General features: G+C 71.2%; 24 protein-coding genes. 11 read left to right on the forward strand and 13 right to left on the reverse strand.

The window, feature by feature from the left end:
* Positions 1–106 precede the first annotated feature (106 nt).
* Positions 107–1,003 carry a lytic polysaccharide monooxygenase auxiliary activity family 9 protein gene (locus tag B4N89_RS32195; RefSeq protein ID WP_078980007.1) on the reverse strand — a complete coding sequence of 299 codons (897 nt, stop codon included), beginning with the start codon at positions 1,001–1,003 and terminating at the stop codon, positions 107–109.
* 677 nt (positions 1,004–1,680) lie between these two features.
* On the opposite strand from B4N89_RS32195, the gene B4N89_RS32200 reads away from it, so the two are divergent.
* Complete coding sequence (locus tag B4N89_RS32200; RefSeq protein ID WP_078980008.1) at positions 1,681–3,390, forward strand: cellulose binding domain-containing protein; 1,710 nt, start codon at positions 1,681–1,683, stop codon at positions 3,388–3,390.
* Between the two features lie 165 nt (positions 3,391–3,555).
* Here the strand turns inward: B4N89_RS32200 and B4N89_RS32205 are convergent, their stop codons facing one another.
* The gene (locus B4N89_RS32205) at positions 3,556–4,755 is read right to left on the reverse strand and encodes an alpha/beta hydrolase family protein (RefSeq protein WP_101897397.1); all 1,200 of its coding nucleotides are present in this window, start codon (positions 4,753–4,755) and stop codon (positions 3,556–3,558) included.
* 273 nt (positions 4,756–5,028) lie between these two features.
* On the opposite strand from B4N89_RS32205, the gene B4N89_RS32210 reads away from it, so the two are divergent.
* Positions 5,029–5,514 (forward strand): SRPBCC family protein, encoded by a 486-nt coding sequence (locus B4N89_RS32210; protein WP_078980009.1) that lies wholly within the window; start codon positions 5,029–5,031, stop codon positions 5,512–5,514.
* Positions 5,515–5,535: 21 nt separating this feature from the next.
* Here B4N89_RS32210 and B4N89_RS32215 read toward each other — a convergent pair whose 3' ends face one another.
* Together B4N89_RS32215 and B4N89_RS32220 are read right to left on the reverse strand one after the other, a co-directional pair.
* On the reverse strand, positions 5,536–6,255 hold the full coding sequence (locus B4N89_RS32215) for an alpha/beta fold hydrolase (RefSeq protein ID WP_078980010.1): 720 nt from the start codon (positions 6,253–6,255) through the stop codon (positions 5,536–5,538).
* Positions 6,256–6,581: 326 nt separating this feature from the next.
* Positions 6,582–6,992, reverse strand: coding sequence for an ArsR/SmtB family transcription factor (locus B4N89_RS32220; protein WP_107504192.1), 411 nt, complete (start codon positions 6,990–6,992; stop codon positions 6,582–6,584).
* Between the two features lie 105 nt (positions 6,993–7,097).
* On the opposite strand from B4N89_RS32220, the gene B4N89_RS32225 reads away from it, so the two are divergent.
* Positions 7,098–7,976, forward strand: coding sequence for an NAD(P)-dependent oxidoreductase (locus tag B4N89_RS32225; RefSeq protein ID WP_078980011.1), 879 nt, complete (start codon positions 7,098–7,100; stop codon positions 7,974–7,976).
* A gap of 33 nt (positions 7,977–8,009) precedes the next feature.
* Here the strand turns inward: B4N89_RS32225 and B4N89_RS32230 are convergent, their stop codons facing one another.
* The gene (locus B4N89_RS32230; protein WP_078980012.1) at positions 8,010–8,510 is read right to left on the reverse strand and encodes a DUF6069 family protein; all 501 of its coding nucleotides are present in this window, start codon (positions 8,508–8,510) and stop codon (positions 8,010–8,012) included.
* A gap of 146 nt (positions 8,511–8,656) precedes the next feature.
* On the opposite strand from B4N89_RS32230, the gene B4N89_RS50860 reads away from it, so the two are divergent.
* The 6 genes from B4N89_RS50860 (at position 8,657) to B4N89_RS32260 (ending at position 15,455) form a co-directional block, all read left to right on the forward strand.
* The gene (locus tag B4N89_RS50860; protein ID WP_201261043.1) at positions 8,657–9,163 is read left to right on the forward strand and encodes a hypothetical protein; all 507 of its coding nucleotides are present in this window, start codon (positions 8,657–8,659) and stop codon (positions 9,161–9,163) included.
* A 504-nt stretch (positions 9,164–9,667) separates the two neighbouring features.
* A complete protein-coding gene (locus tag B4N89_RS32240; protein WP_078980013.1) occupies positions 9,668–10,798 on the forward strand; it encodes a sugar ABC transporter substrate-binding protein in 1,131 nt (376 codons plus the stop codon).
* Positions 10,799–10,897: 99 nt separating this feature from the next.
* On the forward strand, positions 10,898–11,707 hold the full coding sequence (locus tag B4N89_RS32245) for an ATP-binding cassette domain-containing protein (RefSeq protein WP_235619037.1): 810 nt from the start codon (positions 10,898–10,900) through the stop codon (positions 11,705–11,707).
* Positions 11,704–12,969 (forward strand): sugar ABC transporter permease, encoded by a 1,266-nt coding sequence (locus B4N89_RS32250; RefSeq protein WP_078980014.1) that lies wholly within the window; start codon positions 11,704–11,706, stop codon positions 12,967–12,969. The genes B4N89_RS32245 and B4N89_RS32250 overlap by 4 nt, the downstream gene beginning before the upstream one ends.
* 56 nt (positions 12,970–13,025) lie before the next feature.
* Positions 13,026–14,210, forward strand: a complete 1,185-nt coding sequence (locus B4N89_RS32255; protein WP_078980015.1) for an ROK family protein — start codon at positions 13,026–13,028, stop codon at positions 14,208–14,210.
* Between the two features lie 327 nt (positions 14,211–14,537).
* Positions 14,538–15,455, forward strand: coding sequence for an SDR family oxidoreductase (locus B4N89_RS32260; RefSeq protein WP_078980016.1), 918 nt, complete (start codon positions 14,538–14,540; stop codon positions 15,453–15,455).
* A 37-nt stretch (positions 15,456–15,492) separates the two neighbouring features.
* Here B4N89_RS32260 and B4N89_RS52735 read toward each other — a convergent pair whose 3' ends face one another.
* From B4N89_RS52735 to B4N89_RS32275, 4 genes are all read right to left on the reverse strand, one after another.
* The gene (locus B4N89_RS52735) at positions 15,493–15,627 is read right to left on the reverse strand and encodes a hypothetical protein (RefSeq protein ID WP_268812557.1); all 135 of its coding nucleotides are present in this window, start codon (positions 15,625–15,627) and stop codon (positions 15,493–15,495) included.
* A 281-nt stretch (positions 15,628–15,908) separates the two neighbouring features.
* Positions 15,909–16,868: a hypothetical protein gene (locus B4N89_RS32265; RefSeq protein WP_078980017.1), complete on the reverse strand. Its 960-nt coding sequence runs from the start codon at positions 16,866–16,868 to the stop codon at positions 15,909–15,911.
* Positions 16,846–17,964, reverse strand: coding sequence for an AAA family ATPase (locus B4N89_RS32270; protein ID WP_078980018.1), 1,119 nt, complete (start codon positions 17,962–17,964; stop codon positions 16,846–16,848). Before B4N89_RS32270 ends, B4N89_RS32265 begins: the two co-directional genes overlap by 23 nt.
* Positions 17,961–19,121, reverse strand: a complete 1,161-nt coding sequence (locus tag B4N89_RS32275; RefSeq protein ID WP_078980019.1) for a DUF262 domain-containing protein — start codon at positions 19,119–19,121, stop codon at positions 17,961–17,963. Before B4N89_RS32275 ends, B4N89_RS32270 begins: the two co-directional genes overlap by 4 nt.
* A gap of 488 nt (positions 19,122–19,609) precedes the next feature.
* On the opposite strand from B4N89_RS32275, the gene B4N89_RS32280 reads away from it, so the two are divergent.
* Complete coding sequence (locus B4N89_RS32280; RefSeq protein ID WP_078980020.1) at positions 19,610–20,734, forward strand: PP2C family protein-serine/threonine phosphatase; 1,125 nt, start codon at positions 19,610–19,612, stop codon at positions 20,732–20,734.
* A gap of 280 nt (positions 20,735–21,014) precedes the next feature.
* Positions 21,015–22,280, forward strand: coding sequence for an acyl-CoA thioesterase/BAAT N-terminal domain-containing protein (locus B4N89_RS32285; protein WP_235619038.1), 1,266 nt, complete (start codon positions 21,015–21,017; stop codon positions 22,278–22,280).
* 30 nt (positions 22,281–22,310) lie between these two features.
* Here B4N89_RS32285 and B4N89_RS32290 read toward each other — a convergent pair whose 3' ends face one another.
* From B4N89_RS32290 to B4N89_RS32305, 4 genes are all read right to left on the reverse strand, one after another.
* Positions 22,311–23,327, reverse strand: coding sequence for an NADP-dependent oxidoreductase (locus tag B4N89_RS32290; protein ID WP_201261044.1), 1,017 nt, complete (start codon positions 23,325–23,327; stop codon positions 22,311–22,313).
* Between the two features lie 69 nt (positions 23,328–23,396).
* Positions 23,397–23,849, reverse strand: a complete 453-nt coding sequence (locus B4N89_RS32295) for a MaoC family dehydratase (RefSeq protein WP_078980021.1) — start codon at positions 23,847–23,849, stop codon at positions 23,397–23,399.
* A 70-nt stretch (positions 23,850–23,919) separates the two neighbouring features.
* Positions 23,920–24,699, reverse strand: a complete 780-nt coding sequence (gene fabG / locus B4N89_RS32300; protein WP_078980022.1) for a 3-oxoacyl-ACP reductase FabG — start codon at positions 24,697–24,699, stop codon at positions 23,920–23,922.
* Between the two features lie 270 nt (positions 24,700–24,969).
* Positions 24,970–26,037 (reverse strand): WD40 repeat domain-containing protein, encoded by a 1,068-nt coding sequence (locus tag B4N89_RS32305; protein WP_101897398.1) that lies wholly within the window; start codon positions 26,035–26,037, stop codon positions 24,970–24,972.
* Between the last annotated feature and the right edge of the window lie 70 nt (positions 26,038–26,107).

Here is a 26,107-nt window from a genome sequence, read left to right on the forward strand (position 1 = left end):
CGGCGCGGTTTGGCCCACCTCCGGCCCGGCGGCGGTCGTCGGGTTGGTCGGGCCCGACGACTTCGTCCGGACCGGAGGTGGCATCTGTGGGGCGCCGGGCGCGCGTTCAGCGCCGAGCGCGGGCCTCCCGGCGCCGGTTGGTCAGCACGACGGCGCCGCCGGCGACGATGATCAACGCACCCGCGCCGGCCGCGCCGACCGTGGCCGGGTGCGGCACGCCCGTCGGACCTCGGTCCGGCACGGCGGCGGCGACCGGGGCCTCGTGGATGCGCCCGGCGGGTTCGATGTACGGCGCGCCGGTCTCGTGTGCGAGCGGCGCGGTCGCCGCCGTCACCCGCTCGGCGGCGGCCGGTGCGGCGGCGGCGCCGAAGACCACGTCGGAGCAGGAGTAGAACGCCTCGGGGCTGTCGGAGCGTTGGTAGATCACGTAGACCAAGTGGCGCCCGGACTTGTTTTGCGGCATCCGGCCGTTCATCACGAACGAGCCGTTGTCCAGGGGCGGATCGGTCTGGGTCAAGAACGGCGTGGCCTCCAGGTCGGACCAACGCAGCGGCACGGTGGGGTCGTAGCCGTCGCGGGTCACGAAGAACTGGAACGTGCCGCGGTGCGGCGAGGTGGCCCGGAACAGGAAGTTGAAGGTGCTGCCGGGGGAGACCGCGGTCGCGGGCCAGTCGGCGCGTGCCTGGTCGAATCCCTTGTACTTGTCCCGTCCGGCGCTGCACAGCTTGCCGTCGGGGATCAGCTGGTGGTGCCGACCGGCGACGTCCGCGAGGTTGACCTCGTTCCAGTCGTACACCGGCTGTGTGCCGCCGATCGCCACCGCGGCCTTGCACGCGGCGGACGTCGGGTTCTCCGGGTTCTCGGCGCGACACGTGCCGGTACGGCTGAGCGGGTTGCTGAGCGTGCCGTGCGCCTGTGCGGTTCCGGTGGCCAGCGCGGCGATCGTCAAGGGTGCCAGGCAGCAGGCCGCGGCGAATGCCGCGACCCTGCGGGGAGACTTCATGAAGCCCTCCGGGTAAGGGAGTTGCCGTTTGCGGGGGACGCACGAAGACCGCATGGACGTCATACGGGAGCCCTCGAACGCGGGTGGGACGGTCGGCGCGGTTGGAACCTGTCGGCACTGGTGGGACGGTCGGCGCGGGTGGGACGGGGATCCGAGGTGGCCGCGACGGATCCCGGTATTCCGGCGTACGGGTGCCGCCGCCTGCGGTCCGACGGGACAGGTATAGACCAATGACTGCGGCGCTACACAGATTCGTCGTGCTCGTCCGGTCGCGCAAGAGCGCGGAGCGGGTCTTTCCGATTCGATCGTGCCGATCAGGGTTCATTACTCCCCAACCGAGGCGTTGCAAAAGCCCGCGAAAAGTCGGGATGGCCTGCGCGACCTTGTTTCTGACGCTGCGTCAGATGTGTCGTCATTGTGCCGAGGAAAAATTTTCCGCGATCCGCGGCGGCCTTGCCAATACTTGCCGGGCCCGCCGAAAAAGTGCCCGAGACCCTATGGACGAGACCCGGGTTGGTATAGACCATTGCACCAGACACATCTCGAAGCGCAGTACGATCCGGCACACCGCCCGGCCGCGAGCGGTGGAGTGCGCCAACCGGCGGCGCACGCACGGCGGATCGCGTACCGTCCTCGTCCCCCGACTCGTGTCCCAGACGTGTCCAGGAGCCGGCTCGATGAACCCTGAGTTCCCCGCCCCGTCCCCCTCCCCGCGCCGCGACCTTCGGGCCGGCGCCCCTCGGCCCGGCAACTCCCTTTCTCCCGGAGCACGTTCCACAGGCACCGGACCGGCCGGGCGGCGGCTGCGCGCACTCGCCCGCGCCGTCGCCGTCACCGTTCTCGCCCCCATCGCGTTGGTGGTCCTGCCCGCCGGCGCCGCGCACGCCGCCTCCCCCGAGGCGACCTTCGCCAAGGCGTCCGACTGGGGCTCCGGCTTCACCGGGCAGTACACCGTCCGCAACCAGGGCACCGCCACGCTCACCGGTTGGAAGGTCGAGTTCGACCTGCCCGCCGGCACCACGGTCGGCTCCTACTGGGACGCGCTGCAGAGCGGTTCCGGCAGCGGCGGCCACTACGTGTTCACCAACCGCGAGTACAACGGCACCCTCGCGCCGGGCGCCTCGACCACGTTCGGCTTCCTCGGCGCCGGGCCCGGAGCTCCCGCCGGCTGCAAGCTCAACGGCAACCCGTGCACCGGACCGGCCACGCCGGACACCACCCCGCCGAGCACCCCGACGAACCTGCGGGTGTCCGCGGCCGGTTCCACGTCACTGACCCTGGCCTGGACCGCGTCCACCGACAACGACCGAGTCGCCGGCTACGACGTGTACGTCGACGGCGTCGCCCGCGCCGGCACCGCCGATCCCGGCACGACGCTGACCGGGCTGACCCCGGACACCGCGTACCGGATCAAGGTCCGGGCGAAGGACGCGTCGGGCAACGTGTCCCCGTTCACCCCCGAGCTGAGCGCCACCACCACGACGGGCGGCGGCAATCCGCCCGCGGGCTCCGTGCGCAGCGTCCCGTACATCGACATCACCGCACCCACCCCCACCCTGACCGACGTGGCGGCGGCCACCGGCCAGAAGCTGTTCACACTCGCGTTCGTCCTGGGCAGCAACAGTGGCTGCGACCCCAAGTGGGGCGGCACGATCGCCCTCGACGAGCCGCGCATCGTCAATCAGATCGCGGCGCTTCGGGCCCAGGGCGGTGACATCGTGGTCGCCTTCGGCGGCGCGGCCGGCCCCTACCTGGAGGCGTCCTGCGGCAGCGCCGACGCGCTCGCCGCCGCGTACACCAAGGTGATCGACACGCTCGGCGCCAAGCACCTCGACATCGACATCGAGGCGTCCATCCCGCTCGACACGATGAACAAGGCGCTGGCGAAGGTGCAGCGGGATCGGCCGGCCACCACGGTGAGCTTCACGCTGATGGTCCAGGGCGACGACTACGGGCTGACCCCGGCACTGGGCGTGGACCTGCTGAAGAACGCGCGGGACAACGGGGTTCGGGTCGACATCGTCAACCCGATGGCGATGGAGTTCGGCACGTCGCGCCCGGTGTGGGGCGACGCGGTGATCGCCGCCGCGGAATCGACGCTGCGTCAGATGAAGGAGATCTGGCCCGCCAAGTCCGACGCCGAACTGCGGGGCATGCTCGCGGTCACCCCGATGATCGGCCGCAACTTCAACGGCAAGATCTTCGTGCAGTCGGACGCGACCAAGCTGGTCTCCTGGGCCAACACCAACCACATCGCCCGACTGGCGTTCTGGTCGGTGGGTCGCGACAACGGCTCCTGCCCGGGCGGCGGGGTCTCCGCGACGTGCAGCAGCATCAGCCAGTCGCCCTACGAATTCACCAACCTCTTCAAGGGCTTCACCGGCTGAACCCCGTAGGGATCCGTCCGGATCCCATCCGAGGAAGAACCCGTGCCAGGCATCGATCGACCCCCTTTCGGTCGATGCCTCCCGAGCCCGGCGGCGACCACGCGACGCCGCCGGGCCCTCCTCGTTCACGGATCGCGGGTCGCGGGTCGACCGCCGGGTCGCCGGTCAGGGGTTGTTGAACCGGACCTCCGGGTTCCCCGGCGTCGGGCGGTCGAGCAGCGGTCGCGGCAGGTGCCGCAGGTGCCGGTCGACGAAGGCACCGAGGTAGGCACGGGTCAGGTCCAGCCCCCGCGCCCCCGGCAGGGTGGTCGCCGATCCGCCGCCGGGCAGGCCGAGTCGGTCCAGGAGGACCGGGAAGTCGCTGAAGCTGAAGTGGGTGGCGTTCGCCACGGTCAACCACCGCTTCCAGCCGTCCAGTCGGGTCCACGCCCGGTCCCAGCTCGGGTCGTCGCCGCCCGGCCGATGGATCTCGTCGTCGGTGCCGAAGAGCAGGAACGGCCGGTTGCCCAGGCCGGTTTCGGGCACGGCGGAGTGGAAGGCGCCGTCCATGTTCGCCCCCGCCCGAATCCGGGTGTCGCCGGCCATCGCCGCCGCCGCGCCCGCGCCGCCGATCGAATGGCCGGCCGCGCCGATCCGGTGCCGGTCGATGAGGTCGGCGTACCGCCAGGCCGGGTCGGCCCCCGTGAGGCGATCCACCACGAACGACATGTCCCGCCCCCGACCGGAGGTGGCCGCGACCAGGTCCTCCTCGCTGCGCACCTTCGTACAGGCCACGCAGGTAAGCATCCGGCCGCCGGGGAACGCGGTACCCACCGACTCGTACGCGTGGTCGATCGCGGCCACCACGTAACCCCGACTCGCCAGATCCTCGGCGAGGCCGGTGAGGGTGAACACGGAATAGCCGAATCCCGGGGAGAGCACCACCAGCGGATACCGGCCGGGCGCGGGACGGGCGTCGGCCCGCACGTCGGTGGCGGTCGTGCTCAACACCTCCGCGGGGAACACGTCCCCCATCCCGATGTCGGCCAACATCAGCCGCGCCTCGTCGACCGTGGCGTACCGCGCGGGTGTGCCGGTCCCGCGGCGGGCGGGGTAGTACATCCCGACCATCAGTTCACGCGCGCCCGCCTCGGGCACCCACGGATCGGTCCGACTCGAGTCGACGAGGTGCAGGGATTGCCGGCCGACCCCGTAGGGCCCGGTCGGGTGCGGCAACGAGATGCGCGCTCCGCCCGGCACGGGATCGGCGGCGAGCACGGTCCGCGCGGGCGGGGGCGAGGCGGCGGCGGGCAGGGCCGACGCGATCGGCAACACCAGCGCGAGCGCCGGTGGCAGCAGTTTGCGAATCAGTGAGAATGCGGGCATACCCCGAAGACTGGACGCTGCTCCGCCGCGGCGCATCACCCGTCGGTCGCAGTCGGTGACCGCGCTCGCCTCCATCCTGCGGCGCACCGGTCCCCCGCGCGGTCGGATCGGCCGATCGGACCACTTGCGGGTGGTTCGGCGGAGTGCTTCGGCGTGGCGCGGGAGCAGGGTGCCGGTGTCGCGGGGGGCGCCGGCGGATAGTGGAACGCAGGCGATCCCCCGGGCATCCGGTCACGTCCGCGACCGATGCCGCCCCATCTGGGAGAAGGCTCCGTGTCCGACACGCAGTTCAGCTACGTCATCTACATCCGCGCCACCCCCGAGGCGTTGTGGCGCGCACTCACCGAACGGACCGAGATCGAGCGCTGGTTCGACGGCTCCGGGCCGGAGTCGGACTGGGCCGTCGGCTCGACCGTGCGCTGGTCGATGTCACCCCGGATGGCCCCGCGAGACGCCGGTCAGGTCGTCCTCGCGGCCGAGCCGCCACGTCGGCTGGCGTACACCTGGCACAACTACGAGCCCGAGATCGCCGAGATGTTCGGGTGGAGTGCGGAGCAGTTGGCCGAGCGTCGGTTGGAGCCGGTGTCCAAGGTCGCGTTCGATCTGGTGCCGGTCGGCGAGGCGGTCGCGCTGCGCGTCCTGCACGACGGGTTCGCGCCCGGGTCGGAGATGTTGGCGAGCATTCGTGAGGGGTGGCCGATGATCCTGTCCAACCTCAAGACGGTGTTGGAGACCGACGAACCGCTGCGGTGGGCATAGCGCGGGCCCGCGTTCCGGGGCTCAGGGCGCCGGGCGGCGGGCGTCCGGGGCGGTGAGGAAGGACCGGACCACCTCGGTGAACGCGTGCGGCTCGACGGCGTGCACCAGGTGGCCGACCGGGATGGTGACGACGCGCACGTCGGGGAGGCGGCGGCTCCATTCGGCGATGCGCTCCTGCGGGATGTGGCTGCCCGATCCGCCGCCGACGACGAGGGTGGGGGCGGTGATCAGGCCGAGGCGGTCCCACCAGACGGGGTCGGGGCTGTCGATCTGCTTGCGGATGGCGATCACCATGTCCCAGTCGAAGCCGAGTTCGCCCTCCGGCCGCACCGGCGCGACCGCCTCGCGCGGGACCGGTACGGAGACGTCCTCCAGGACCAATCGCCTTACTCGGTGCGGGTGTTCCTGGGCGAAGAGGTAGGCCACGATGCCGCCCATCGAATGCCCGATCAGGTCCACCCGGGCCAGGTCCAGCGCATCCAGGAGGCCGAGGAGATCGTCCCGCATGAGTTCGAGCGAGTAGCTGCCGGGCCAGTCGCTGCGCCCGTGTCCGCGCAGTTCCACGACGTACACCCGCCAGGTGTCGGCCAGCCGGCGCGCTATGCGATCCCAGTCCCCGGCGTCCTCCCCGAGCGCGTGCAACAACACGACCGGCGGAGCGGAGGGATCCCCCCAGTGCTCGTGGACCAGCCGCACCCCGTCGACCTCGACCACGCCGACCACACCACTCGATTCACCCATATTCGGACCATACCGAGGACCCACACGCCAACGGAACAGGGCGCGAGTCACGGGGCCCAACACAAAGCGGAAGGGCGCGCAGCGCAGAGGCGAGCGCGAAGCGGGCGGGCGCGGGGCGCGGGAGCGAATGCGGAGCGGGTGGGCGCACCGGCGCGGAGGCGTGACGGAACAGGGCGCGGGACGCGGGGCCGGGCACGAAGTGGGCGGGCGTGGGGCATCAAGGCGACGGAGCGGGCGGGCGAACCGGCGGCGTGGTGCGGGCGTGTGGGCTCGGGTGGGGCGGTGTCGAGGGGCCGGGGGCGCGGAGGCCGCGGCTCGGCCGTGAATCAGGGCCGGGGGCGTGGCTCGGCGGAGCCGGCAGGCGCGGGGTCCTCGGCCGCGGAGCCGGCGGGCGCGGGGTCCTCGGGCGCGGAGCCGGCGGGCGTGCGGCCTTCGAGGTGCAGGAGGTTGGTCAAAAGGCCCGGGAAGCGGGCGTCGAACTCTTCCGCGCGCAGACGCAGCGTCATGCCCGTGCCGGTGTTGCGCTGGACGATCAGGCCGGCTTCCCGAAGCACCTTCCAGTGATACGAGCGGGTGGACTTCGAGCCGGGTACGGACAGCGCCGTGCACGGCAGTTCGCGATCCGGGTCGGCGGCCAGTGTGACCACCACGCCGCGCCGGTGGTCGTCGGACAACGCGGCGAAGACCGCGCTCAGCGCCACCTCGTCGAGTGACGGGTGGGGCATCTGAACAGGCATCCCGAATCCCACTCCTCGATCCGATCCCGGTTGCCGGCGTGTGCCGTCGGTGTCTACGGTACCTGGGTACGAAGATTTTCGAACCACCCCATGCGGAGTGCACTCATGACGAACACCCGTCCGACCGTCGCCGTACTGGGCACCGGCATCATCGGTGCCGCCCTCGCCCGCAACCTCGCGCGCGCCGGCTTCGCCGTCCGGGCCTGGAATCGCAGTCCGGAGAAGGCGGCGGCGCTGGTGGCCGACGGGGTGATCGCGGCCGAGACCCCGGCCGACGCGGTCACCGGCGCCGACTTCGTGCTCACCGCGCTCAACGACGGCCCGCGTGTGCTCGACGCGATGCGCGCGGCGGTCCCGGGGCTGCGCAAGGGCACGACGTGGGTGCAGGTCAGCACGGTCGGCGTGGATGCGTTCGACGAGCTGGCCGAATTCGCCCGCGCCCGGGGCCTGTTCCTGGTGGACGCCCCGGTCCAGGGCACCCGGGGACCGGCCGAGCAGGGGAAGCTGGTGATCCTCGCGGCGGGCGAGCCGGGGATTCGGGACCGGGTGCAGCCGCTGTTCGACACGATCGGGCAGCGCACCATGTGGGTGGGCGAGGACGGCACCTCGGGCGCCGCGAGCCGGCTCAAGCTCGTCCTGAACACCTGGGTCCTGGCGCTGACCCACGGCGTGGGCGAGACGCTGGCCCTGGCCAAGGGCCTGGACGTGGACCCGAAGCTGGTCTTCGACGCGATCACCGGCGGTCCGCTGGACAACGCGTACTTCCACCTGAAGGGCGCCGCCATCCTCGCCGACGAGTACACCCCGTCCTTCACCGTGGACAACGCGGAGAAGGACGCCCGGCTGGTCGTGCAGGCCGCGAAGCGCGCGGGCGTCCGCGTGGACGTCGTCGCGGCCGGCGCCGAACGCCTGCACCGCGCCTCCGAACAGGGCCACGGCGACAAGGACATGGCCGCCACGTATCTCGCCTCCTTCGAGGACTGACGGCCGCGCCGGGTGCCGCCGCGCCCACCGGGTTCAGGCTCGGGGGGTGCGGTCGGCGTCCGCCAGGCGGCGGGTGACGGTCGGGACGACCACGGCCGCGGCCACCAGGTGGGCGCCGCACAACACGAGCTTGGTCGGGATCACGGTGTCGCCGGCCAGGATCGGGCTGATCATGGACAGCGCGGTCAGGGCGACGGTGGTGCGCAGGTACGTCCGCGCCGGACGGGCCGCCCGGCGCGCGATCAGCACGGCGAGCAGCGTGCCGACGCTCATGGCCACCGCCACGCCCATGGCGAACATCCCCACGGTGATCGGCTCCGCCGTCGCCGCGCCGACGTTCCCGGCCCGCATCGGCGTACCGAGCCCGCGCGCGACCAGCCCGTACACCTCGGTGGCGACCGCCGCGACCGCCCCTGCGGCCACACTGACCAGCCACACCGGCCGGGTCGAGACGAAGGTCGAGGCAGAGGTCGAGGCCGGGATCGGGGTCGAACGGTCGTGGGCGGCGGGGCTGGTGACGGTCTGGGCGGTCATGGCGATCTCCTCGGGCGGTCGTTGCGTTGTCGTCACCGGGAAGTCGGAGCCGAACCCGGGCTCTCGACACCCCGCGCACAAACTTTTCCGCGCGATTTCAAGGCGACCCGAACCCCGGTCCCCGGTACGGGCGTAGGGTCGGTGGCATGGGTGGGCTCGTGGGATTCGCGATGGTCGCCGGCAGCCTTGCCGCCGCGGTGGGCGTGTGTCTGTGGCTCGCCGCCCGCGTGCGCCGCAGGGGCACCGGCGGCGCGGCCATTCGCGCCGCCATGTCCGCCTATGACGAAGCCCTGCACGGAACCGCGAACGACGCCTACGTGGAGATCCAGGTCCAGGCGCAGCGCAAGGTGCCGGTGCGGGCGCCCGACGACCCCTGGCGCTCGGCCCGATTCGACCCCGCCGGGCGGGACGACGACCGCACGGCGCCGCCGGCCCGAGCCCGCGCACGCCGCGCGGCGGTGCGCGGTCGGCTTCGGCGGTTGTGGTCGCGGCGCGCTTCCGCGGATCGGGACCCGGGCGGGGCGCCGCGACGGGTGGCCGCCGAGGCGACGGGCCCGCGCGTCGGTCGCCGGTTCGCCGCACGATCCCCGCACACCCGCCGGTTCGTCCTGCGTACGCCGACCGTCGGGCCCGTGCCGATCCCGGTCGGGTAGTTCGTCGCGGCCCCTTTCGGCGTGACGGCGTCGTCCTTCGCACGACGCCGTCCCCGCCCGCTCCCCCTGCGCCGGGCACTTCGGCATCTGCCGCCACCGCTCGGGGCACGGTAGTCCCGGCCCGACCGGGCGATCCCCGCGGCCCCGACTCCACCGACCAACCGGTCCTGCCGGCCCCGGGTCCGCCCCACACCACATCGCCGCGCCCGCACGGCCTCGCCGCCGACGCCGCGAAAAGTTGCCTCACCCGGCCGAATGCCCAGGCCCGGGCCCACGAACGCGCCCGTTGCCGCCCTAAGTTGTGGCTCGGAACTTAATTTCCTCCCATGTGAGGTCTGGCGAACACCCCGTGTGGCTATTACGTTGTCGCCCACAACATTTACGGCGCGGTCGCCGCATACTGTCGACCGCTCACCCCTGCGCACAGCTCCGCACGCCGCACCACTCCGTGACGCCATCACGTCCCCCGCCGGCCCCACCGGCGTGTGCCCGAAGGGATCCACCATGCGCAAGAGGTTCCTCGTGTCCGTCTCCGCCTGTGTGCTGGTCGCCGCCGGCACCCTGTCCGCCTGCTCGGACACCTCCGGTTCCGGATCCGGGTCCACCGGTGCCACCGGCGCGTCCGGTCCCGCCGGCGGCAACGGCAAGAAGGCGAAGATCGGCGTGATCCTCCCGGACAGCAAGACCTCGGGTCGCTGGGAGACCAACGACCGCAAGTACCTGACCGAGGCGTTCAAGGCCGCCGGCGTCGACTACGACATCCAGAACGCCCAGGGTGACAAGTCCCAGTTCCAGACCCTCGCCGACCAGATGATCACCAACGGCGCCACCGTTCTGATCATCGTCAACCTGGACAGTGGCACCGGAAAGGCCGTACTGGACAAGGCGAAGTCGCAGGGTGTGGCGACCATCGACTACGACCGGCTGACCCTGGGCGGCAGCGCCCAGTACTACGTCAGCTTCGACAACGTGAAGGTCGGCACGCTGATGGGCCAGGGCATCGAGAAGTGCCTGTCCGCCGCCGGCGCGCAAAAGCCCACCATCGCGATGCTCAACGGCTCGGCCACGGACAACAACGCGACGCTGCTCAAGCAGGGCTACGACGGGGTGCTCAAGCCGAAGTTCGACTCCGGCGAGTACGTGAAGGGCCCGGACCAGGCCGTCCCGGACTGGAACAACACCGAGGGCGCCAACATGTTCGAGCAGATGCTCACCCAGTCGCCGAACATCTCCGGCGTGGTGGCCGCGAACGACGGCCTGGGCAACGCGGCGATCTCGATCCTGAAGAAGCAGAAGCTCAACGGTCGGGTTCCGGTCACCGGTCAGGACGCGGAGACCACCGCGCTGCAGAACATCCTGGTCGGCGACCAGTGCATGACCGTCTACAAGGCGATCAAGAAGGAGGCCGACGCGGTCTCCGGTCTGGCCGTGGCGCTGGCCAAGGGCCAAAAGCCCAGCGTGCCCGCCACCGTGCGCGACCCCGAGGGCAAGCGCGACGTGCCGTCCGTACTCCTGGAGCCGCTGGCGATCTACAAGGAGAACGTCAAGGACGTCGTCGCCGACGGCTACGTCACCAAGGACACCCTGTGCACCGGCGCCTACGCCGCCAAGTGCACCGAGTTCGGCGTCAACTGACCGTACGGGCCCCGCGATCGCGCCGGAACCGACACCCACGAGGGTCGGTTCCGGTCGGCGCGTCCCACCCCTGCCGCCCCCAAGCGAGGAGCCCGCATCGTGGCCCTGTCCCCCACCCCCGCCCCGCCGCCCGCGGCCAATCCCGTGCTCGAACTGCGCGGCGTCAACAAGAGCTTCGGCGCCGTCCACGTACTGCGCGACGTCGACCTGTCCGTGTACGAGGGCCAGGTGACCGCGCTCGTCGGCGACAACGGCGCGGGCAAGTCGACCCTGGTCAAGTGCATCGGCGGGATCCACACCGCCGACTCCGGCGAATACTTCTTCGACGGTGCGCCGGTCACCGTGCACAGCCCGCGCGACGCGTCCGACCTGGGCGTCGAGATCGTCTACCAGGACCTCGCCCTGTGCGACAACCTCGACATCGTGCAGAACATGTTCCTCGGTCGGGAACGCCGGCGCGGCTGGGTGCTCGACGAGGACAGCATGGAGCAGATCGCCGAGGAGACCCTGGCGGGCCTGTCCGTACGCACCGTCTCCTCGATCCGCCAGCGCGTCTCCAGCCTCTCCGGCGGCCAGCGCCAGACCGTGGCCATCGCCAAGGCGGTGCTGTGGAACAGCAAGGTCGTGGTGCTGGACGAACCCACCGCCGCGCTGGGCGTGTCGCAGACCGCGCAGGTGCTCGAACTGGTCCGCCGGCTCGCCGACAACGGCCTGGCCGTCGTACTCATCTCGCACAACATGAACGACGTGTTCGCGGTCGCCGACCGGATCGCGGTGCTCTACCTGGGCCGTACCGCCGCCCAGGTCAACGCGGGTGAGATCACCCATTCCCAGATCGTCGAACTCATCACGTCGGGACAGACCGAGGCATTCGGTCCCGGTGCCGGTCGAAACGGAGTGAACCGATGACGAGCAGCGCCCTGCCTCTCGCCGACGGCGGCAGCGGAACCGGTGCCCCCGAATCGCCGGTGGTCGCACACATCAAGGACTACCTCGCCCGGCTGCGCGGCGGCGACACCGGCGCGATGCCCGCGGTGCTCGGCCTGGTCGTGCTGTGCACGGTCTTCGCCATCATGCGCCCCAAGTTCCTCAGCGCGGGCAACTTCGCCAACCTGTTCACCCAGGGCGCCGCGGTCACCGTGATCGCGATGGGGCTGATCTTCGTCCTGGTCCTGGGTGAGATCGACCTGTCCGCGGGCTTCGCCAGCGGGGTGTGCGCGGCGGTGCTCGCCGTGCTGCTCACCGAACACGACTGGCCCTGGTATGCCGCCGTACTCGCCGCGCTGGTCGTGGGCATGGTGATCGGCCTGGTCCTGGGTGTGCTGGTGGCCAAGGTCGGCATCCCCTCCTTCGTGGTCACCCTCGGCGCGTTCCTGGCCTTCCAGGGCGTGTCGCTGCTGCTGGTCAAGGGCGGCACCAACGTGCCGGTGCGCGACTCGACCATTCTGGCCATCTCCAACCGCAACCTCGCCCCGATCGTCGGCTGGCTGCTGGCCGCCGCCGCGGTCGCCGGATACGGGGTCGTGCACGTGCGCCGCAACCGCAGCCGGGCGCGCCGCGGGCTGAGCGCCGAGCCGATCGCGATCACCGGCCTGCGGATCGGCATGCTCGCCGTGCTGGTCGGCCTCGCCGTGTACGTCCTCAACCAGGAGCGCAGCCGCAACACGGTGATCTCCTCGCTGCGGGGCGTGCCGATCGTGGTACCGGTGCTGGTGATCCTGCTCCTGGTCGGCACGTTCGTGCTGCGCCGCACCCCGTACGGGCTGAGCCTGTACGCGGTGGGCGGCAACCGCGAGGCGGCCCGGCGGGCCGGGATCAACGTGGACCGGGTGCGCATCTCGGCGTTCGTGATCTGCTCCACGATGGCCGCGATCGGCGGCATCGTCGCCGCCTCGCGGGCCAACTCGGTCGACTCCAACACCGGCGGCAGCAACGTGCTGTTGTACGCCGTGGGCGCCGCGGTGATCGGCGGCACCAGCCTGTTCGGCGGCAAGGGGCGGGTGTTGGACGCGGTGCTCGGCGGCGCGGTGGTCGCGGTGATCGACAACGGCATGGGGCTCATGGGGTACAGCGCCGGCGTCAAGTACGTTGTGACCGGCGTCGTGCTGCTCCTCGCCGCCGGGGTCGACGCCCTGTCGCGGCGGCGGGCCGAAGCCGCCGGGCTGCGGTGACGCCGCCCTCCCCCTCGATCGACGCCACGGATGAGAAAGGCAGGGTCCGCAGCCCGATGCGCGCAGCGCCCACCCAGGAGGACATCCGCAGGCAGAACCTGGGGGCGCTGCTGCGCCATGTGCACGTGCTCGGCCCCACCTCCCGGGCCCGGCTGACCGCCGGCATGGGCCTGAACCGCAGCACGATCGGCGCGCTGACCACGGAACTCGCGGCTGCCGGGCTGATCGTCGAGGAGGCGCCGCGCGACACCTCCGGCGGCGGGCGGGGCCGGCCCTCGCTCGTGGTCCGGGCCCAGTCGCAGCGGGTGTACGTGTACGCCTTCACGATCGGCGTGGACCGGTTGGTCGCGGCCCGGGTCGGGCTCGGCGGGGTGGTCCTGGACCGCCGCGAACTCCAGCGCCCGGGCAGCGGGTTCTCGCCGAAGGAGGTGGCCGAGGCGCTCGGCGGGTTCGTCGCGCAGATGCGACTGAGCGCGCCGCACGACGGGGCGTGCGTGGGCGCGGGGGTGGCGGTGTGCGCGATGGTGCGCGGCTCGGACGGCACGATTCCCGAGGGGCCCACCCAGGACTGGCGCAACGAGCCGCTGGGGGAGCGGCTTTCGGCGGCGATCGGGTCGGTGGTCATGGTCGGCAACGACGCCGACCTGGGGGTGGTGGCCGAGCACACCCGGGGCGCGGCGGTGGGCTGCGACGACGTGATCTACCTGCACGGCGACGTGTGCATCGGCGGCGGCATCCTGTCCGCCGGGCGGCCGGTGGCCGGCGGCGACGGGTACGCGGGCGAGGTCGGGCACATGGTGGTCAATCCGGACGGCCGGCCGTGTCGGTGCGGGGCGCGCGGGTGCTGGGAGGCCGAGATCGGCGAGTTCGCGCTCACCCGGGGCACCGCGAAGCACGCGATCGGCGGTCTGGCGGAGGCGGCGGCGCGCGGCGACCACGACGCGGAGGAGGGGATGCGCCGGGTCGGCGACTGGCTCGGCCTGGGCGTGGCCAACCTGGTCAACATCCTCAACCCGCAGATGGTGGTGTTCGGCGGCACGCTGCGCGAGGTGTACCTGGCCACCGCCGCGCAGGTGCGCAGTCGGCTCAACCGCACCAGCCTGTCGGTCACCCGCGAACACCTCAAACTGCGCACGGCGGCCCTCGGCGACGACGCCCCGCTGTACGGCGCCGCCGAACTGGCCTTCGCCCGCCTGCTGGACAACCCCCTGGAATCGGGGCTGGCGCCGGCGGCGGGGTAGGGGGCCCGGCGGCGGGATACGGGGTGAGGCGTCGGCGGCGCGCGCCCACGATCGGGTGGACTCGGCGCGCCGAATCCGCCGTCCGGGTGACCGTTCGGGGCGCCCGGCGTGGCGCGCCCTGTTTCATGGTCCCCGTGCGGGCCGCCGAGTCCGGAGGATGCATCGCGCCCGAGCATCCCCCGAACCCGGCGGCCGGCGCCCCGAAGCCCTCGACGCCCCACCGGCGTTCGGCGCCGGCGCCGCCCCCGCCCCGGGGCGGGTTTGCCGCGTACGATCCCGGGCAGCGGGCGACGGAGCGGCGATCCACGAGCAGCACCGGGAGTCGGCATGGCCACGAGCACCCTCCGCGACCGGGTCGCACTGGTCGCCGGAGCCACCCGAGGCGCCGGCCGCGGCGTCGCGGTCGAACTCGGCGCGGCCGGCGCGACCGTGTACGTCACCGGCCGCAGCACCCGCGGGCAACGCTCCGAGTACGACCGCCCGGAGACCATCGAGGACACCGCCGATCTGGTCACCGCCGCCGGCGGCCACGGTATCGCGGTGCCCACCGACCACCTGGAACCGGCGCAGGTCCGGGCGCTGATCGAGCGGATCGACGCCGAGCGGGGTCGCCTCGACGTGCTGGTCAACGACATCTGGGGCGGCGAGAAGTTGTTCGCCTGGGACACCCCGCTCTGGGAACACGACCTGGACGACGGGCTGCGCATCCTGCGCCTGGCCGTGGACACGCACGCGATCACCAGCCATTGCGCCCTGCCGCTGCTGCTGCGCACGCCCGGCGGCCTGGTGGTGGAGATGACCGACGGCACCAACGCGTACAACCGCGACAACTACCGGGTGTCCTTCTTCTACGACCTGGCCAAGTCGGCGGTGTTGCGGATGGCCTTCGCGCTCGGCCACGAACTCGGCCCGCGCGGCGCCACCGCCGTCGCCCTCACCCCGGGATGGCTGCGCTCGGAGATGATGCTCGACGCGTACAAGGTGACCGAGGCGAACTGGCGCGACGCCCTGAAGGTGCAGCCGCACTTCGGCATCTCCGAGTCCCCGGCGTACGTGGGCCGAGCCGTGGCGGCGCTGGCCGCCGACCCCGACGTGGCCCGCTGGAACGGGCAGTCCCTCTCCAGCGGGCAACTCGCCGGCGTGTACGGCTTCACCGACACGGACGGCAGCCGCCCCGACGCCTGGCGCTATCTGGTCGAGGTCCAGGACCGCGACCTGCCCGCCGACCAGACCGGTTACCGCTGATCCCCCACCCGACTCGACCCACCGTGCGCACCCGGGCTCAGCCCATGGTGAGCACCGCCTCGCCCCGAACCCGACGGCCGAGCAACATCGCGGTGGCCTCGCCGACGCTGCTCCAATCCGGCTGCCAGTCCACGAGGGCGTGCGGTCGCCCGTCCGCGACCAGGCACACCACGTGGGCCGGCGAGATGACGCAACAACCCGGTCAACAGCGCCCGCCGACGTTGTTCACCACCACGTCCAGCGTGGCGTCAAGGTCGCCGGGGCCGGCGAGCACCCGCTCCGCGCCGGACTCCGCCAACCCCTCGCCCCGCTCGGGACCGCCGAGTGACCACGCCCGACCACACCTTGATTTACGACGACAGCACGCACGAAAACCACTCCCACGATCGGGTCCACCTACCGTCGAACCCCAACTGCCCCACCCCGACGGCATTCCGTCCCGCCGGGTGGTAATCAGGTGTCCAGGTGCTCGTCGAAGACGCCCACGAGGATGCGACCCCCGTACTCGGGAATCGGAAGGGAAAAATGCACACGGTCGACGTTCCACAATCGCTTGCCGTGCCATTCACAGCGGTGAAGCACACCTTGGTACTCGACGTTTCGTTGCTCCCATGCTCTCGCGTTCTTCTTCGTCTGCGGACTCTCCGGTGAAATGTCGAAGCCGCGTGCCGCAAACTCGGCGATGACGCGGCTCTGGTCACCCTTGTGTCGCTCCAGCGCGTCGCCGAAGTGGTCGTTCAGGAGGCCGAGTAGTTCCACCAACCAGGGCAGGATCTCGGCGTAGTCGCCCTTGAAGCGACGGAAGTCGAGTGCGTCGGCGAAGATCAGGTCTGCGAACGCGCTGCCTGCCAAGTGAAGGAACGCATCCGGTGGCACGCACTCCCGTACGAGGATTCCCCGTCGAAATCCGGTCAACTCGTCGACATCGGTCAGAACGTGGAGGTCCACTGACTCGTGCCTGTGGACCACAGTGATCCATCCCGATGGCCAGAACCCGGTCGACAGGACCAAACACGACATCGCGCGCCCGGCAACGGCCTGCGCAAGGGCGTGCGCCATGCCCCACGAGGGTTCACGTTCGACGCCTGCCACGACGACAGGTTGGGGAATCTCGTCGTCCCGAGGCTCGATCGTGCGGCACTTGTCCACCAATGTGGCCAGCCGCACCCGGGCATCCCGGGACACTATTCCATCGGATGCGTACCGAAGCGTCGCGAGGGTAATCGAACCCCAGCACGGCACGTCGTACGCCAGGTCCATGATGGCCACCTGCCGTCCGTCCGCCAGTTCTTCCAATAAATCGGCGAACGTGTCCACACAACGCACCAACTGGACGTCGGTCAGGCCGCGGCAATCCAGGCCGGCCTCGTCGACCACTACACGATAGGAGTCATCGCCGGCGTCGGCGCGCATTGGCCAGCCTTCCCAGATCACTCTCGATTTGGTCGAAGAATCCCGTTGGCCAGTGGTCCAGTTCGCCCTTGTCGTTGATCCGGATAGGCGTGGTCCCCTCTGTATCGAAGTAGTGCACCACCATGTCCTCGGCGCGGAGCGAGCGGTCCTCCGCAACGGCGAGCCTCGCGCCGTTCACCATGTGATCGCTGTGGGTCTCCACCACGACTTGCACGCCGCTTCCCGCGATGCGGGCCAGAAGTCGGCCCAGTTTGGATTGCCCGGCAGGGTGCAGGTGCGCCTCGGGATTCTCCACCAGCAGCATGTCTCCAGGTCGGGTCAACAGACCGGCGACAATCACCGGAAGCGCGTACGAGATCCCGAATCCGGTGTTGACCGGGCGGATTTCCGCCCCGTAAGGACCGACTTCCTGAAATCGGATCGTACTTGCCATGATGCCCGCCGCCCATTGCGCGGTGATGCGAATGGGGCGAATAATCTCGGACGCCCAAGCCTCCGCCTGCAAACGCGGAAAGGCACTGCCCGCACGAGGATGCCGAAGTTCCTCTCGCACGGTGAGTCTCGTGCTCACCTGCCTCATCTCACGCAACGCGAGAACCTGGGCCGTGAACTCTCCCTGGGTGCCGACGCCGATGACATCGGGTTCGAGAGCGGAGACGGTCAACACGTCACGAGGGCCCAGCCGTTCGGCGGCAAGATAGGTGAACCCCCCGGCGTCGTTGCCGACGCTCGGAACCGGACCCTCGGGACACGACTTCACCGTCAAGTACAGGGCTTGTTCTTCATCCGGTACGCCGAAAAGGTAGTCCCAACGGCCGGGCTCGGTTGCCGAGCTCTCCAGCCGAATGGCGATTTCCGGATTCGGAGCGGCCGGATGCAGCAGCTCATGAGCCTCCCCCAACGCAAGCCCGTCGGTCCCGTTCAATTGCACGCTGCGCTTTCCCGGCGTACCGGACGCTTGCCGGGCCAGCAGCAGGGATTGCAGGACGGTGCTCTTACCACCACCGTTCACGCCGGTCAGCACGGTCAGCGGTCGCAGGACGAAGGATGCCTGTTCGAAACACTTGAAGTGCGAGATCGCCAGGGACTCGATCACAACCCCGCCCGCAGGTCCACGGCGGCCGCCTCGAACCGATACCCCACCCGGCGCCGGTCCGCCGTGGAGGACGTGATGGCGTCGAGGTAGGTGACGTCCTCTGTCATCCGCGCGCGAGCCGCATCGACGATGTACTGCCGGCGTCTACGAAGGTCATCCGCTTTGTAGTCGGCAACAGCAATGGACCAGGTCTCGAAGAGAGCCCTATTGATGGGATTACGGCCATCGACACCGAGCGGCCACTTCCGAAAGGTGTATTGGCCAAACAGCAGGTACGCGTTTCGCATCGCCGTTTCGAAGGCACTCTCGAGTTGATCGACCCGCGCGTCCGAAACATCGTCTGGATTATCGAGCATCCGAGTGGCGGTCATCAGAAAGGTCTCCATCACGGGATGCCTTGCATAGGAGTCCAGGCCACACAACCAAAAGGCCGCGAAACGCAAAGCCATCTCGCGGTCGTTCATCCTGATATGATCGGTGAGTCCGTTGGTGGCTGCAGCAAATGCGTCCGTGTGCGTCATTCGCTTCAGAATCTCACGGCTGCGCGGCTTGCTCATGCAATGCCGGATCTCCTGTGCATTGAGCGGGGTTCCACCGGTGTTGATCCGCTTGAAGATGTCATACATGACATCGGGCGGCGTGGTCGGATCGATCACATTGACGACCAACTGCGTGTTGTGCATCCGGCGTTGCCATTGCACCGCCAGATCGGAGAATCGGAGGCCTTCCACCGCCGACAGGTACTCGACACCCTTGAGTAGGAAGCCGGCGTCGCCGCCGCGTACAAAGTCGTGCAACGTGGAGAGTCGTTGAAGTCCGTCAACGACGTGAAAGGCGCCATCGGAATCCTCGGCGAAGTAGAAGGCCGGCAGGGGAATCTGCAGCAGGACCGACTCCACAAGGAGTGATTTCTGACGGGCACGCCAGACCTGACCTCGCTGGAAGTCCGGTGCAAGCTCCAACGATCCCTCGTCGATCTGATCCAGGATGTTCCGCAGCGAGAACTGGCTCGTGTTGACGCGGATCTGCTCCGGATTCCACGGCCGCTCGATCTTGGAGCCGTCGGCATCGGAGGTCTCGACTTCCACATCCAACGGCTGACCCTCGAAGACGTCCTCCACCACGAGCGGCGCCGTCTGCTTTTCCTCCGAATTCATGGCGGCATCCTACGGGCGCAGTGCCCTCCAAGGGTCGATCCCGTCGTACCCGCGCACTGGTGGTCGTCGCGCGCGGGAGCAGGGCAGGGCCGAGCTGAGTCAGCCGCCGAGGACGGCAGGGACAGGGCGCGGTGTGGGTGGTGCGAGTGGGGGCGAGGGCGTTGCGGATCCCGTTGAGGTGCGAGGCGCGCCGATGCAGTTCAGCGCGACGACGCAGTAGCCGTTGCTCTTCGCCGGCGGCGACAGTGCCTGCCGGCTGTCCGACATGTTGCCGGGCGTGCCGTGTAGCAGGATCACCGGACGCGGGTGTGCGGCACTCGGTCGACAGTCGAAGGCACGTGGGTGCGTCGTCCACCGTGTGGCGTAGCTGGGGGCGGGGTGGATCGGGAAGGGTTTCGAGGGGCGTCGGCCCCCGGTGATCGACCGATGACCGATCCGGTTCGGGTGACCCCGCGCGGTGCCCGCCGACGCAGGACGGTGGCCGGCCGATGAGCGAAGCGGTGGTCGAGGTGGAGCGCGGGCGGGCGTTGCGGCGGTTGATCCCGCTGCTTCCGGCGCTGCTCTACTTCACCATCGTGGCCGTCGACTTCGGCACTCCGGACGAGTTCCGGACGGACACGATGTTGTGCCTGGTGCCGATGACCGCGTCCGCGCTGGTCCCGGTGCGCCCGACGGTGGTGTACGCGATCCTGGCCGCGGTGACGTTCCTGGTCCTGGACCCGTGGCTGGCGCCGGCGGGCTACGAACACGACTGGGCCGGGTTCGTGGTGGTCGTGCTCGGCGGGGCGATCGCCGCAACGACGGTGTGGCTCCGGACCCGATTGCAGGAGCGGGTCTCGCGCCTGGGCAACGTGGTCGAACACGTCCAGCGCGCGCTGTTGCCGCCGGTGCCGCCGGTGGTGGGCGGGATCCGGGTCGAGCGCAGCTACCTGGCCGCCGAGCGGGACGCGGAGGTCGGCGGCGACGTCTACGACGTGGTGGACACGCCGTATGGCACGCGCGCGTTCATCGCCGACGTGCAGGGCAAGGGGCTGACCGCGGTGGGCGCGAGCGCGGCGCTGGTCGGCACGTTCGACGAGGCGGCCCACGCCGAGCCGGAACTGTGGCGGGTCGGGCGGCGCATGGGCGCCGGGCTGGAGCGCTTCGGCCGCAACCAGGTACTGCTGGGCGAGCCGGACACGGACTGGTTCGCCACCGCGCTGATCGTCGGGTTCGACGGGGACGGCCGGGTCGAGCCGACCAACCACGGGCACGAGGCGCCGGCGGTGATCGGCCCGTCCGGGGTGCGCTGGTTGCAGGTGCCGCCGGAGTTGCCGCTGGGCCTGGCCGGACTGGCGCCGGCCGAGGAACGGGCGCCGACGTACCGGTTCCGGATGACCCCCGACGAGTCGTTGCTGCTGTACACCGACGGCACCACCGAGGCGCGGGACGCCGCCGGCCGGTTCTTCCCGCTGCGCGAGTGGGTCGCCCGGAACGCGGACCCGAACCGGTCCGCGGCCGAGTTGTTGGCCGGTCTGCAACAGGCGCTGCTCGCACACGTGGGCGGGCGGCTCACCGACGACGCGGCGCTGATGGTGCTGCGCCCGGTGGCGGCGGAGGCGGTGGGCCCGTAGGGTAACGGCCCCTCGGACGCCGACCCGGCCCGGGATCGCCACGAAGAGCGGAATGGCCGGCCACGGGCCGCCCGGGGGGTGCGGGCAGCCGATCGCGCACCACCTTGTTCGCGTCGGGATCGGTGATCGTGTCGCTGCCGGTGGCCTCTCCGAGAGAAAACGCTGCGGTCGGTTGGGCACCGGGACTACCGTCGGCACAGCGACACGAACGCACAACACGACCGGTGCGAGTCGGCGCACGTCCGACGCTCGGGACCGGGGATGCGACGGGGGCGGGGTCGTGCGGAATCGTACGTGTGGGTGGGCGCGCGTCCTGGTGGTGCTCGCGCTGCTGGGCGCGGGGACCACGGAGTGCGCGCGCGGACCGGGTGGGCGGCCGGTGATCGAGGTGGACGCGCCGACGGCCCTGGTGGATCGGGCGGTGCACATCCGGATCGGCGGGCTGTCGGCCAGGGAGAGGGTCGGCGTCGATCTTCGTGCGGTGGACGTCGAGGGAGAGCCGTGGCGCGGCCACGCCACGTTTCGAGCGGACTCCCACGGGGTGCTCGACCTGGACACGGCGACACCCCTTTCGGGTACCTACCGGAAGCCGGACGGCATGGGGTTGTTCTGGTCGATGAACCCGAGGTCGGGTGATCCGGAACAGGCGTACTTCCGCCCGCCATACCGCGGGAAGAGCGACTTCGACCTCACCCTCACGGCCGCGGCCAACGGCCGCCGCCCCGTCTCCCGGACGCTGACCAGGAAGTGGACGGAAGCCGGCGTGAGTGCCAGGGATCTCACCCTCGCCGCCGACGGGGTGGTGGGCACGCTCTTCCTGCCCGCACCCGGTACCCACCGACGCCCGGCCGTGGTCGTCTTCGGCGGTTCGGAAGGAGGGCCCGGTCCGGCAACCGACGGCGCACTGTTCGCCGCACACGGCTACCCGGCCCTGGCGCTCGGCTACTTCCATGCCCCGGGCCTGCCCGACAAGCTGGCGAACATTCCGCTGGAGTATTTCCGTGCCGCCGTGCGCATCCTGGCCGGCCAACCGGGCGTCGATCCCGATCGCATTCTGGCCCAGGGATACTCGCGCGGCAGCGAGGCCGCCCTGCTGCTCGCCGAGCACTACCCCGATGTCGTGCACGGCGCGATCGTGTATGCCCCGTCCGACATGGTCAACGACGGGTTCCCGGACTACAGGCAGCCCGCCTGGACCAAGGACGGCAAGGCCGTCGTCGGGGGACATATCCACCTCGACCACGTCGCCGGCCCGGTCCTGGCCATCGCCGGCGCCGACGATCGACTGTGGCCGTCGGCGAACGCGGCCCGGTCGATCGTCGAGGACCTCGATGCCCGCGGGAACCCCCACCCGCACCGGGCCCTGATCTTCCCCGGTGCCGGGCACGGCGTCGGCACCTTTCCCTATCTCGCCGCCGGCACCCGGTTTGCCCACCCGTTGACGAACGAGGTGCTCGACGATGGCGGCTCCCGGGCCGCCAACGCCGCCGCCCGAGAGCAGGGTTGGCCGCAGGTCCTCGCCCTGCTCGCGTCCCTGACCCGCTGAGCGGGGATGCACCGGGGGACGACCGACCGCTCAGCGGATACGCAGCACCAACTTGCCCGTGTTCGCCCCGGTGAACAGGCGCAGCAGGGTCTCCGGGAAGGCCGTGACGTCGCCCTCGACCACGTCCTCGCGTGCGCGGAGTCGGCCGTCCGCGAGCCACCCGGCCAGCTCCGCCGTCGCCTCCGGGTAGCGGTCGGCGTAGTCGAAGACCACCATGCCGGTCATCGACGCCCGGTTGACCAGCAGGGAGAGGTAGTTGCTCGGGCCCGGAGCGGGTTCGGTGTTGTTGTACTGGGAGATCGCGCCGCACACGATCACCCGCGCGCCCCGGGCCAGCCGGGTCAGCGCGGCGTCCAGGATCGTGCCGCCGACGTTGTCGAAGAACACGTCCACGCCGTCGGGGCAGTGCTTGCGCAGCGCGGCGGGTACGTCGTCGTTCTTGTAGTCGACGGCCGCGTCGAAGCCGAACTCCTCGGTCAGCGTGCGGCACTTGTCCGGTCCGCCGGCGATGCCCACCGCACGGCAGCCCTCGAGCTTGGCGAGCTGGCCGACCACGCTGCCCACCGCGCCGGCCGCGCCGGACACCAGCACGGTCTGTCCCGGCTGCGGGCGGCCGATGTCGAACAGGCCGAAGTAGGCGGTCAGTCCGGTGGCGCCCAGCACGCCCAGGTGGGTCTCGGGCGGGGCGATGCCCAGGTCCACCCGGCGCACCCCCTCGCCGTCGGTTTCCGCGTACTCCTGCACGCCGAACCGGCCGAACACGTGGTCGCCGACCGCGAAGTCCGGATGCCGCGAGGCGAGCACGCGGCCGATCGCGCCGGCGCGCATCACCTCGCCGATCCGCACCGGCGGGATGTACGAGCGCACGTCGTTCATCCAGCCGCGCATCGCCGGGTCGAGCGAGATGTGCGAGACCTCGACCAGGAGGCGCCCGTCGGCCGGCTCGGACACCGGTTCGGCGGTCAGCTCCCAGTCGGTGGGCGCGGGCAGGCCGGACGGGCGCGCGGCCAGCCTGATCTGACGGTTCGTGGCGGCGGGCGTGGTCATACGGGACGCAACTCCTTCGTCGTGGACGTGCCGGACGGGTGGACGAACGGGCGGGTGGACGCCGGACGGTCAGGGCACGACCAGGGAGAGCGTGTCCGCGACGCACGCCGGCTTCGCGACGCCCTCGATCTCGATGGTGTGCCGCACCGTCAGCCGCACGCCCTGTGCGGTCCGTACCGCGTCCACCAGGACGGCGTGGTCGCGGATCCGCGCGCCGACCGGCACCGGCGCCGGGAAACGCACCTTGTCCGAGCCGTAGTTGACGCCCATCCGCACCCCGCGCACGGTGAACAGGTCGGCGGCCAGGACGGGGATCAGCGACAGGGTGAGATAGCCGTGCGCGATGGTGGTGCCGAACGGGCCGTCCTTGGCCCGCTCGGGGTCGACGTGGATCCACTGGTGGTCGCCGGTCGCGTCGGCGAAGGCGTCGACGCGTTCCTGGTCGACGGTCAACCAGTCGCCGGTGCCCAGTGGTTCGCCCTTGGCCGCGAACACCTCGTCGACGTTCTCGAACACACGCATGGTGGATGCTCCTTCGGGATGGACCCGGGCCGGGGGTGGCCGGCCCGGGCGTCTCGGGGTTCGAGCGCGGTCAGCAGAGCGGCCCGCCGGCGACGTAGATCACCTGGCCGGAGACGAATCCCGCGTCCTCGCCGGTCAGGAACGCGATGGTGTTGGCGACGTCCTCGGGGCGGCCGACTCGGCGGACCGGGATCTGCTGGGCCGCGGCGTCCTGGAACGCCTCGAACTCCATGCCGACGCGGGCCGCGGTGGCCGCGGTCATGTCGGTGACGATGAAGCCCGGCGCCACCGCGTTGGCGGTCACCCCGAACTTGCCCAGCTCGAAGGCGAGGGTCTTGGTGAAGCCCTGGAGTCCGGCCTTGGCCGCCGAGTAGTTGGCCTGCCCCCGGTTGCCCAGCGCGGACGAACTGGAGAGGTTGACGATCCGGCCCCAGCCGGCGGCGGTCATGTGCGCCTGGACCGCGCGGCTCATCAGGAACGCGCCGCGCAGGTGCACGTCGATGACCGTGTCCCAGTCGCCGTCGGACATCTTGAACAGCAGGTTGTCCCGGATCACACCGGCGTTGTTGACCAGCACGGTCGGCGCGCCGAGGGTGTCGGCCACGCGCGCGACGGCGGCGTCCACCTGGTCCCCGGCGGTGACGTCGGCGCCGACCGCGAGGGCCGTGCCGCCGGCCTCGACGATCGCGGCGACGGTGTCGGCGCAGGCGGCCTCGTCCAGGTCGAGCACGGCCACGGCCCTGCCCTCGGCGGCGAGTCGGCGGGCGGTGGCCGCGCCGATGCCGCGCGCGGCGCCGGTGACGATGGCCACGCGCGAGGTGGTCGCGGTCGCGGGGGTGTTCTCGGTCATGGGTGCGGGGTCCTCCGGGTCGTCGCCGGCACGGGGCGGCCGGCGAATACGGCGCTTCCGACCGCCTCGGGAGCGACCCGCGCCCGTCCGGCCGAAGGCGCCGACCGGGCGTTGCTCACGGGTCCCGGAGCGGGGAGTAGCGGGATTCTGCTGTGCGGTAACGGTACCGACCGGTCGGTATCAAGGCTAGAGCGCGCCACGAACTCGTTCGGGTCGAACAGGCGCCGGGGGCGCGAACGTAAGGAGGCGCGGGCCGGGGGCCGGCGGGTGTCAACCGTGTCGCAGCGCCGCGAGTTCTCGGCCGAAGGCGACGACCACGCGGCCGCCCGGGGCCACGGTCAAGGCATCGACCGGGAGGGGGAACAGGAGGCGCGGGCCGATCGGGGTGTGGGTGGTCAGGTCCCACACCTGTACGGTGCCGCGCACCTTGGTCGGGGTAGTCGCGGCGGTCGCGGCGGTCTCCGTGGTCGCGCCGGTGGAGCCGCCGGCAACCACGATCGGGCGGCCGGCCAGTACGCCGGTCGCGACGGCGGAGACTTCGGCGGCCAGCGGTGCGCCGATCGGCTCGCGGGTGGCCAAGTCCCAGACCCGCACCGCCTGTCGGCTGCCGGTGACCGCGATCGGGCGGCCCTGGACGACGGCGGTGGCCACGTCCGTCACCGCGCAGGAGTGTCCGGTCAGCGGTGGGCCGAACTCGGCGCCGGTGGCCAGGTCGATCACCCGTACCGCGTGGTCCGCGTCGCCGTCCCGGACCGGCTCGGGGCCCACGATCGCCACCGGACACCCGTCCAGTTCGGCCGTCGCCACCGCCCCCACCGATCCGGTCAGCGGTTCGGCGACCGGCAGGCCCGTGGCCGGATCCCACACCCGTACGCCGGCCGAATCCCCGGTGACCGCGACGGGGCGGCCGGCCACGGTGGCCCGCGCGGCGCCCACCCACGCGGTCCGGCCGACCAGGGGCCGGCACAACTGGCGGCCGCCGTCCAGGTCGAACACCCGTACCGTGGCGCCCCAACCGGCCGTCCCGGCGACCACCACCGGCCGGCCGCCGACCAGCGCGGTCGTCACCGCGGCCACCCGTCCGTCGTGCCCCGCCAGGGGTTCGCCGAGGGATCGTTCGGGGACCAGGTCGCAGATCCAGACCCCCTCGGGCTCGCCGTCCGCCCGGCCGGTCGGCCGCGCGGGCGGGTCGGTTGCCGTCCAGGGGCCCGTCACCCAGTCCGGCCGCCAGCGCGAAGGCGGTTCGCGGTCGGCCGGGTCGGCGGGAGGGGAGGTCGCCGACGTGTCGTCGTCGATCGTCGCGAGCCAAGAGATCTCGCCCTGCGCAACGTTGGACATATCACCATTGTGCCCGCCGGTGCCCGCCACGTGCACGGTCTCCGGCGCGATGCGCCGGCCGAAAACCGGC

Origin of the sequence: Embleya scabrispora (assembly GCF_002024165.1) — a bacterium.
Classification (GTDB): domain Bacteria; phylum Actinomycetota; class Actinomycetes; order Streptomycetales; family Streptomycetaceae; genus Embleya; species Embleya scabrispora_A.